Annotated in this window: 7 protein-coding genes; 4 read left to right on the top strand and 3 right to left on the bottom strand. The window is 71.8% G+C overall.

All coding sequences use genetic code 11. The features are described 5' to 3' along the window. The first annotated feature begins 11 nt into the window (after window positions 1-11). Genes nuoL through nuoN form a run of 3 tightly spaced genes read left to right on the top strand, consistent with a single transcriptional unit; the run spans window position 12 to window position 5,209 of the window. Window positions 12-1,916: an NADH-quinone oxidoreductase subunit L gene (nuoL, locus tag ACIQCJ_RS11515; RefSeq protein WP_355340429.1), complete on the top strand. Its 1,905-nt coding sequence runs from the start codon at window positions 12-14 to the stop codon at window positions 1,914-1,916. Window positions 1,917-1,922: 6 nt separating this feature from the next. Beyond that, window positions 1,923-3,542: an NADH-quinone oxidoreductase subunit M gene (locus ACIQCJ_RS11510; RefSeq protein WP_355340426.1), complete on the top strand. Its 1,620-nt coding sequence runs from the start codon at window positions 1,923-1,925 to the stop codon at window positions 3,540-3,542. Beyond that, window positions 3,539-5,209, top strand: coding sequence for an NADH-quinone oxidoreductase subunit NuoN (gene nuoN / locus ACIQCJ_RS11505; RefSeq protein WP_402711237.1), 1,671 nt, complete (start codon window positions 3,539-3,541; stop codon window positions 5,207-5,209). The genes ACIQCJ_RS11510 and nuoN overlap by 4 nt, the downstream gene beginning before the upstream one ends. A gap of 34 nt (window positions 5,210-5,243) precedes the next feature. Here the strand turns inward: nuoN and ACIQCJ_RS11500 are convergent, their stop codons facing one another. Beyond that, entirely contained in the window at window positions 5,244-6,212 is a 969-nt protein-coding gene (locus ACIQCJ_RS11500; RefSeq protein ID WP_402711236.1) for a class I SAM-dependent methyltransferase, read from the bottom strand. Further along, window positions 6,209-6,856: a TetR family transcriptional regulator gene (locus ACIQCJ_RS11495; protein ID WP_391163496.1), complete on the bottom strand. Its 648-nt coding sequence runs from the start codon at window positions 6,854-6,856 to the stop codon at window positions 6,209-6,211. The genes ACIQCJ_RS11500 and ACIQCJ_RS11495 overlap by 4 nt, the downstream gene beginning before the upstream one ends. A gap of 146 nt (window positions 6,857-7,002) precedes the next feature. Here ACIQCJ_RS11495 and ACIQCJ_RS11490 point away from each other — a divergent pair, with 146 nt between their 5' ends. Next, window positions 7,003-7,980 carry a zinc-binding alcohol dehydrogenase family protein gene (locus ACIQCJ_RS11490; RefSeq protein WP_402711235.1) on the top strand — a complete coding sequence of 326 codons (978 nt, stop codon included), beginning with the start codon at window positions 7,003-7,005 and terminating at the stop codon, window positions 7,978-7,980. 91 nt (window positions 7,981-8,071) lie between these two features. On the opposite strand, the gene egtD is transcribed toward ACIQCJ_RS11490, so the two are convergent. Beyond that, a complete protein-coding gene (gene egtD, locus ACIQCJ_RS11485; protein ID WP_402711291.1) occupies window positions 8,072-9,064 on the bottom strand; it encodes an L-histidine N(alpha)-methyltransferase in 993 nt (330 codons plus the stop codon). Between the last annotated feature and the right edge of the window lie 29 nt (window positions 9,065-9,093).

Raw genomic sequence — 9,093 nt, 5'->3', positions numbered from 1 at the left:
GGGCTGCGACAGTGGAGAACCTGATCGGACTGCTCGTCGCGGCGCCGCTGCTGGGCGCGGGCATCCTGCTGACCGGAGGCCGGCGGCTCGACCGCTTCGGCCACCTGCTCGGCACGCTGCTCGCCCTGGCGTCGTTCGCGCTCGGCGTGGTGCTGTTCGCCAACATGCTGGGCAAGGACGCCGACGCGCGTGGCCTGCACTCGCACCTGTTCACCTGGGTGCCGGTCGGCGGTTTCCGCGCCGATGTCGGCTTCCAGCTCGACCAGTTGTCGATGACGTTCGTGCTGCTGATCACCGGTGTGGGCACGCTGATCCACATCTACTCGATCGGCTACATGGAGCACGACGAGCGCCGCCGCCGCTTCTTCGGCTACCTCAACCTGTTCCTCGCGGCGATGCTGCTGCTGGTGCTGGCCGACAACTACTTCCTGCTGTACGCCGGTTGGGAGGGCGTCGGCCTCGCCTCGTACCTGCTGATCGGCTTCTGGCAGCACAAGCCGAGCGCGGCGACCGCGGCGAAGAAGGCGTTCCTGGTCAACCGGGTCGGCGACATCGGCCTGTCGGTGGCCATCATGCTGATGTTCACCACCTTCGGCTCGTTCGCCTTCGCGGACATCCTGCCGCGGGCCGCCGACGCCTCGACCACGCAGCACGCCACGATCACCGGCATCGGCTTCATGCTGCTGCTGGCCGCGTGCGGCAAGTCGGCCCAGGTGCCGCTCCAGTCGTGGCTCGGCGACGCGATGGAGGGCCCGACCCCGGTCTCGGCCCTGATCCACGCCGCGACCATGGTGACCGCGGGCGTCTACCTGATCACCCGCTCCGGCGCGATCTTCAACGCGGCGCCCGACGCGCAGACCGCCGTCGTCACCGTCGGCGCGGTCACGCTGCTGTTCGGTGCGATCGTCGGTTGCGCGAAGGACGACATCAAGAAGGCGCTCGCCGGATCGACGATGTCGCAGATCGGCTACATGATCATGGCGGCCGGGCTCGGCCCGATCGGCTATGTCTTCGCGATCATGCACCTGGTCACGCACGGCTTCTTCAAGGCCGGGCTGTTCCTGGGCGCCGGTTCGGTCATGCACGGCATGAACGACGAGGTCGACATGCGCCGTTACGGCGGCCTGCGCACGTACATGCCGGTCACCTTCGTCACCTTCGGTCTCGGCTACCTGGCGATCATCGGCTTCCCCGGCCTGTCCGGCTTCTTCTCCAAGGACAAGATCATCGAGGCGGCCTTCGCCAAGGGCGGCGCCGAGGGCTGGATTCTCGGCTGCTGCGCCCTGCTGGGCGCCGCGATCACCGCCTTCTACATGACGCGCGTGATGCTGATGACCTTCTTCGGCGAGAAGCGCTGGGTGCCGGACGCCGAGGGCCACGAGCCGCACCCGCACGAGTCGCCCAAGTCGATGACCATCCCGATGATCATCCTGGCCTTCGGCTCGGTCCTGGCCGGTGGCCTGTTCAGCATCAACTCCTCCTTCGTGAAGTGGCTGGAGCCGGTCACCGGGCACGCCGAGGGCGACTCGCCGATCAGCGCGGGCACCGTCACCGGCGGCACGATGGTGGCGCTGGTCATCGGCGTCGGCATCGCCTGGATGCTGTACGGCCGCAGGTCCGTCCCCGCCGTCGCGCCGCGCGGCTCGCTGCTGACCCGGGCGGCCCGCCGCGACCTGCTCCAGGACGACTTCAACCACGTCGTCCTCGTCCGCGGCGGCGAGCACCTCACCCGCTCGCTGGTCTACCTCGACCACTCCCTGGTCGACGGCGTCGTCAACGGCACGGCCGCCTCGGTCGGCGGCCTCTCCGGCCGCCTCCGCAAGCTCCAGAACGGCTACGTACGGTCGTACGCCGTCTCGATGCTCGGCGGCTCCGCGGTGCTGGTCGCCGCGACTCTTCTCATGAGGGCGGTCTGATAGCTCATGTCCTTTCCCCTCCTCACGGTCACCGCCGCGCTGCCCGCGGTAGGCGCTGTCGTCACCGCGGCCGTGCCCGCGGCGAAGAGGACCGCCGCCAAGTACACGGCGCTGGTCTTCTCGCTGGGCACGCTCGGTCTGGCCATCGCCGCGCTGGTCCGCTTCGATCCGGGCGGCGACCGCTATCAGCTCACCGAGTCGCACGCCTGGATCAAGAACTTCGGGCTCCGCTACGACCTCGGCGTGGACGGCATCGCCGTCGCCCTGATCGCCCTGACCGCGCTGCTGATCCCCTTCGTGATGCTGGCCGGCTGGCACGACGCCGAGCCTCTGGAGACCGCGGCTCCCAGCGGCTCCGCCGCGGGCAACCCCCACCTCAAGTGGCGTCCCACGCAGGGCTTCTTCGCGCTGATCCTGCTGGTCGAGGCCATGGTGGTGCTCTCCTTCGAGGCCACCGACGTCTTCCTCTTCTACATCTTCTTCGAAGCCATGCTCATCCCGATGTACTTCCTCATCGGCGGCTTCGGCGACCGGGCGCACGCGGCCGGTGAGGAAGAGGCGGCACGGCAACGGTCGTACGCGGCGGTCAAGTTCCTGCTGTACAACCTGGCGGGCGGCCTGATCATGCTCGCCGCGGTGATCGGCCTGTACGCGGTCACCGCCAAGCAGCTCGGCACCGGCACCTTCTCGCTCCAGGAGATCCTGGCCGCGCGCGGTTCCGGGAAGCTGCACATCGAGACGTCCACCGAGCGCTGGCTGTTCCTCGGCTTCTTCTTCGCCTTCGCGGTGAAGGCGCCGCTGTGGCCGCTGCACACCTGGCTGCCGAACGCGATGGGCGAGTCCACCGCGCCGGTCGCCGTACTGATCACCGCGGTCGTCGACAAGGTCGGCACCTTCGCGATGCTGCGCTACTGCCTCCAGCTCTTCCCCGAGGCGTCCAAGTGGGCGACCCCGGTGATCCTGGTCCTGGCCGTGATCGGCATCATCTACGGCGCGCTGCTCGCCGTCGGCCAGCGGGACATCAAGCGGCTGATCGCGTACGCCTCGATCTCGCACTTCGGCTTCATCATCCTGGGCATCTTCGCGATGACCACCCAGGGGCAGAGCGGCGCCGCGCTGTACATGGTCAACCACGGCATCTCGACGGCCGCGCTGATGCTGGTCGCGGGCTTCCTGATCACCCGGCGCGGCTCGCGGCTCATCGCCGACTTCGGCGGTGTGCAGAAGGTGGCGCCGGTACTGGCGGGCACCTTCCTGATCGGCGGCCTCGCCACCTTGTCGCTGCCGGGCCTGGCGCCCTTCGTCAGCGAATTCCTCGTACTGGTCGGCACGTTCAGCCGCTACCCGGTGCTCGGCATCATCGCCACGCTGGGCATCGTGCTCGCCGCGCTGTACGTGCTGGTGCTCTACCAGCGCACGATGACCGGCCCGGTCAAGGCCGGGATCGAGGGCATGTCCGACCTGAAGGTACGTGAACTGGTCGTCGTGGCACCGCTGATCGCGCTGCTGCTCTTCCTGGGCGTGTACCCGAAGCCGGTGACCGACATCCTCAACCCGTCGGTCAAGCACACGCTCTCCGACGTGCACAAGACCGATCCCAAGCCCGCGCTGGAGGCGAAGAAGTGAGCGCAGCAGACAAGGGAGCCGTAGGTGTGGGCGCCGTCCACAGCTTGTGGACGACGGCCGCTCCGGTCGCCGACAAGTTCCCGAAGCCGGACATCGAGTACGCCCAGCTCTCGCCGGTGCTGATCGTCTTCGGCGTGGCGATGGTGGGCATCCTCCTTGAGGCGTTCCTGCCGCGCCGCTCCCGTTACACCGCGCAGCTCGTCCTCGCCGTGGTCGGTCTCGCGGCGGCCTTCGCCGCCGTGGTCGCGCTCGCCGAGAAGGGGTACGGCACCACGAAGGCGCATGTCGCCGCGATGGGCGCGGTCGCCGTGGACGGTCCCGCGCTCTTCCTCCAGGGCACGATCCTGCTGGTGGCGATCGTGGCCGTCTTCACCTTCGCCGAACGGCGCCTGGACCCGAAGGCGCACGGCAACAACGTCGACTCCTTCGCGGCCCAGGGCTCCGCCGTCCCCGGCGGCGAGCAGGAGAAGGCCGCGGTCAAGGCCGGTTTCACCACCACCGAGGTCTTCCCGCTGCTGCTCTTCGCGGTCGGCGGCATGCTGGTCTTCCCGGCGGCGAACGACCTGCTGACGCTCTTCGTCGCCCTTGAGGTCTTCTCGCTGCCGCTGTACATCCTGTGCGCGCTGGCCCGCCGCAACCGCCTGCTGTCGCAGGAAGCCGCCGTCAAGTACTTCCTGCTCGGCGCCTTCTCCTCGGCCTTCCTGCTCTTCGGGATCGCCCTGCTCTACGGCTACTCGGGCACGGTCACCTACGGCGGCATCGCCTCGGTCATCGACGGCACCGCCCCGATGACCCCGGCGCTCGCCAACAGCACCGGCAACGACGCGCTGCTCCTGATCGGCTTCGCGATGGTCGCGGTCGGCCTGCTCTTCAAGGTCGGCGCCGTCCCGTTCCACATGTGGACCCCGGACGTCTACCAGGGCGCGCCGACCCCGGTCACCGGCTTCATGGCCGCCGCCACCAAGGTCGCCGCCTTCGGCGCGCTGCTGCGGCTGCTGTACGTCGTCCTGCCCGGACTGCGCTGGGACTGGCGGCCCGTCATGTGGGGCGTCGCCATCCTCACGATGCTGGCGGGCGCGATCATCGCCGTCACCCAGACCGATGTGAAGCGGCTGCTGGCCTACTCCTCGGTCGCCCACGCCGGGTTCATCCTGGCGGGTGTGATCGCCACCGACAAGGAGGGCGTCTCCTCCGTCCTGTTCTACCTCGCCGCGTACTCCTTCGTGACCCTCGGCGCCTTCGCCGTCGTCACTTTGGTGCGCGACGCGGGCGGCGAGGCCACGCACCTGTCGCGGTGGGCCGGTCTCGGGCGGCGCTCGCCGCTGGTCGCGGCCGTCTTCGCCGTGTTCCTGCTGGCCTTCGCGGGCATCCCGCTGACGTCCGGTTTCGCGGGGAAGTTCGCGGTGTTCAAGGCCGCGGCGCAGGGCGGTGCGATGCCGCTGGTCATCGTCGGTGTCATCTCGTCGGCCATCGCGGCCTTCTTCTACATCCGCGTGATCGTGCTGATGTTCTTCAGCGAGCCGAAGGCGGACGGTCCGTCCGTCGCGGTGCCGAGCCCGTTGACGTCCACCGCCATCGCCATAGGAGTGGCCGTCACGATCGTGCTGGGCCTGGCCCCCCAGTACTTCCTGGATCTGGCCGACAAGGCGGGCGTGTTCGTCCGCTGACCGTCTCCTCGCCGCCGCGCCCCCGGATGCCCCCTCAAGGGGCCCCGGGGGCGCGGCGCGTGGGGGGCGTGCGGGCGCGGCGCGTGCGCGGCGGGCGGCCGTGACGGGGCACGTCGGCGACGGCCAGCACGGCGGTGTGGGGGAGGGCCAGGAGCCCCTCGGGGGTCGTGAACTCCGCGGCCAGGCGGTCGAATTCGGCGCGGACGGCCGCGACGACGGACGGCGGCTGGGCGGTGAGGAGCTGGCCGACCGAGGCGATGCCCGCGGCGGGCCCCGACCACCAGGTGTCGGGGTCGACGCGGTGGTCCCAGGCGAGCGTGCGGGCCGTCGCGCCCGGGAGGCGGGCGTCGGCGAAGAGCCCGGCCAGGCCCGCTGCGGTGCGGGGGAAGTCCTCGTCGGGCGCGAGCGTGGGGAAGTCGGGCGGCCGGGGGACCCCGGCGGCGGCCACGGCGCGGCCGAGCAGGGACTGGCCGGGCGCGGGCGGGTAGCCCCAGACGGTGACCGCGATACGGCCGCCGGGGCGGGTGACGCGGCGCAGTTCGGCCAGGGCGGCGCGTGGCCGCCCCACGTGGTTGAGGACGAAGTTGCCGATGACCGCGTCGAATTCCCCGTCGGGGAAGGGGAGTTCCGGCAGCGTGGCGAGCCGTACGTCCGCTCCCGGCAGCGCCCGCGCGGCGGCGGCCACCATGGACGGCTCGGCGTCCACCGCCGTGACCTCGGCCCCGCGAGCCAGGACCGCCGCCGCGACCGTCCCCGTACCGGCGCCCACGTCGAGCACCCGGCCCCCGGCCGTTGCCCCGGTGGCGTCCAGGGCGATGTCCAGGGCGGCGTCCAGCAACTCCGGCACCGGGTGGGCGCACAGCAGGCCGAAGCTGCGCGCGTAGGCGTCGGCCTTCCCGCCCCAGGCCCGGCGCTCGAAGGCGTCGAAGGAGCCGGAGGGGGCGGGGGTGCCGGAGGGGGCGGGGGTGCCGGACGGGCCGGGCGCGCCCTGAGCGTGCGTCACGTCCACTCCTCCCGGTCCACCAGCGCGGTGGCCAACTGCCGTACGCCCGCCGCGACCCGCTCCCCTTCGCCCGACTCCAGCAGCCGCAGGACGGGGACGCCGCTGAAGCAGGAGAGCAGGAGGTGGGCCAGGAGACCGGGATCGAAGGCGGGGGGAGCGTCGGGGCGGGCCTCGCGCAGGAGCGCGCTGAGGTGGGCGTGCCAGAAGCCGTAGACGGGGTGCGCGTCGCCCACTTCCGCCTCCGACTCGCACTGCCCGCCGCGCGGGGCGACGGCCGCCGCGTGGCCGAGGGCGGCCATGAGGCCCTTGTTGCGGGCGATGACGGCGGAGACGGCGTCCAGGAAGGCCAGCAGGCGCTCGCGGGGCGGCGCGCCGGGGCCGAGCGGCGGCGGCCCCGAGGTCACGTCCTCGTGCAGCGCGAGCGCGCGGTCCTCCATCAGGGCCCGCATGAGCCCGGCGCGGTTGCCGAAGCGGTGGAAGACGGTGCCCTTGCCGACGCCGGCCGCCTCCGCGACCCGCTCCATGGAGATCTCCTCCGGCCGGTGCGCGGCCAGCAGTTCCTCGGTGGCCCGCAGGATCGCGCGCCGGTTGCGGGCCGCGTCGGCCCGTTCGGGACGCGGCGCGGGCGGCTGGCCCTCTGTCATGGCACGGCTCCGTCCGGCATAGGCAAGGCGTAGGGCAGGGGCAAGACAGGCATGGACAACTGGACCGACGGTCCAGTACGGTCGAATCAACTTGACCGGCGGTCCACTTTAGTCGGGTGCCGAGTCGATCCCTGAGGAGATCCATCATGCGACGTGTCCGGTATCACGAGTACGGCGGCCCCGACGTTCTCACGCTGGAGGAGGCCGAGACCCCGGTGCCCGGCCCCGGCGAGGTGCTGATCAGGGCCGAGGCGATCGGCGCGAATTTCATCGACACCCGATTCCGGCGCGGCGCCCCCGAGGGCTCGATCTTCCACCGCCCGCTGCCCGGCGTCCTCACCGGCGACGTCGTCGGCACGGTCGAGGCCGTGGGCCCCGGCGCCGACCCCGGCCTGCTCGGCCGCCGCGTCGCCGCCCTGGCCGAGGACGCCTTCGCCGAGTACGTGACCGCCGACGCCGCCTGGCTCGTGCCCGTCCCCGACGGCCTCGCCCCCGGCCCCGCCAGCATGCTCCCGCTGGCCGTCCCGGTCGCCCTCGGCGCGCTGCGTGCGGGCCGCCTCGCGGCGGGCGAGACCGTCCTCGTCCACGCCGCCGCGGGCGGCATCGGGCACATCGCCGTACAACTCGCCAGGCTCCTCGGCGCGGGCACCGTCATCGGCACGGCGGGCGGCCCCGCCAAACTGGACTTCGTCCGCGACCACGGCGCCGACGCCGCCGTCGACTACACCGCCCCCGACTGGCCGGACCAGGTGAGGAAAGCGGCCCCCAACGGCGCCGTCGACGTCGTCCTGGACTCCGTCGGCGGCGACACCCTGCGCCGCGGCATCGACCTCCTGGCCCCCTACGGCCGGGCCGTCGTCTACGGCGCGGCCGGCGGCGAGCTGAACGCCGTCCCGGTCACCGACCTGTTCGCCCTCAAGTCCGTCACCGGCTTCTCACTCCTCGCCTGGCGCGCCGCCGACCCCGCCGCCGCCGAGGCCGACCTCCACGAGGCCGCCGCCCTCGCCGCCTCCGGCCGCCTCCGCACCGCCGTCCACGCCACCTTCCCCCTCTCCGAGGCCCCCGCCGCCCACCACACCCTCGACACCCGCACCAACCTCGGCCGCGTCCTCCTCCTGCCGTAGCGGAAGGCGCGCGTCCCGTGCAGACCGGCCGCCTTGAGCAGTCGGCCCCCGGGGCCCGCGGTGGTCCGGGGGCCCGGGGGACGGGGCGGGGTCAGTTGGGGACGGCGAGGAGGAGGGCGAAGCGGGACTGGGGGTCGGTCCACCAGTGGCGGACGGTGAAGCCGCCTTCGTGGAGTTCGGCCGTCAGGGAGTCGCGGTGGAATTTGCAGGAGATCTCGGTGCGCAGGTGCTCGCCGGGGGTGAAGCCGGTGGTGAGGTCGAGGTCGGGGATCTTGACGGTCTGGGCGGTACGGGAGCGCAGGTGCATCTCGATCCGCTCGTGGTCGGTGTTCCACAGGGCGACGTGGTCGAAGGCGTCGGGGTCGAAGTCGGCGCCGAGCTCGCGGTTGAGCACGTGCAGGACGTTCTTGTTGAACTCGGCGGTGATGCCCTGCGAGTCGTCGTAGGCGCGGATCAGGACGTCCGGGTCCTTGACCAGGTCGGCGCCGAGCAGCAGGACGTCATCGCTGGTGAGGGAGAGGGACAGCGTCCGGTAGAAGGCGCGGCGCTGGGCCGCGTCGAAGTTGCCGATGGTGCTGCCGAGGAAGGCCAGCAGGCGCGGGCCCGGCTCGTCGGACAGCGCGAGACCGCTCTCGAAGTCGGCGACGGTCGCGGCGACGCGCAGCCCCGGGTAGTCGCGGACGATCGCCTCACCGGCCTCTTCGAGGGCGGACGCGCTGACGTCCAGCGGCGCGTAGCGCGACAGCGTGCCGCCCGAGGTCAGCGCGTCGAGCAGCAGCCGCGTCTTGCGGGAGGAGCCCGAGCCCAGCTCGATCAGGGTCGCGGCCCGGGTGAGCTGCGCGATCTCGGGGGCCCTGCGGGTCAGGATCTCCTGCTCGGCGCGCGTCGGGTAGTACTCCGGCAGCCGCGTGATCTGCTCGAAGAGATCGCTGCCGCGCTTGTCGTAGAACCACTTGGGCGGCAGGGTGCGCGGCGCGGTGGTGAGCCCGCCGAGCACGTCGGCGCGCAGTGAGGTCGTGAAGTAGTCGGCGGGCAGCCGGTCGTCGAGGGTGAAGCGGCTGCCACCCGTGCGGCTCTCGTCCATGCTGCTCTCCTCCATAAGGTGCGGGTGCG

It is taken from the genome of Streptomyces sp. NPDC093221 (assembly GCF_044753885.1).
Classification (GTDB): Bacteria; Actinomycetota; Actinomycetes; order Streptomycetales; family Streptomycetaceae; genus Actinacidiphila.
This window is presented reverse-complemented; position numbering and strand designations above follow the sequence as displayed.